Raw genomic sequence first — 408 nt, forward strand, 5'->3', positions numbered from 1 at the left:
TGGCTGGCCAGCACATCCCGCGACGGAACCGTACGAATCTGGAACACCGACGGCACCCCACGAGCCACCCTCACCGGCCACATCAGCGGGGTGAACGCGGTGGCGATCTCCTCGGACAACTCCTGGCTGGCCGGCGCCTCCGACGACGGAACGGTGCGGATCTGGAACGCCGACGGCATCCCACACGCCACCCTCACCGGTCACACCGACTGGGTGAACGCGGTGGCGATCTCCTCGGACAACTCCTGGCTGGCCAGCGCCTCCGACGACAGGACGGTGCGGATCTGGAACGCCGACGGCATCCCACACGCCACCCTCACCGGACACACCGACTGGGTGAACGCGGTGGCGATCTCCTCGGACAACTCCTGGCTGGCCAGCGCCTCCCAGGACGGAACCGTACGAACC

1 protein-coding gene is annotated in these 408 nt (G+C 68.1%); it reads left to right on the top strand.

All coding sequences use genetic code 11. The features are described 5' to 3' along the window. Nucleotides 1-408 (top strand): WD40 repeat domain-containing protein (locus tag ACFOYY_RS07995; protein WP_386188977.1); only part of this gene is annotated, 408 nt, incomplete at both ends.

Origin of the sequence: Streptosporangium jomthongense, from assembly GCF_042650425.1 — a bacterium.
Classification (GTDB): Bacteria; Actinomycetota; Actinomycetes; order Streptosporangiales; family Streptosporangiaceae; genus Streptosporangium.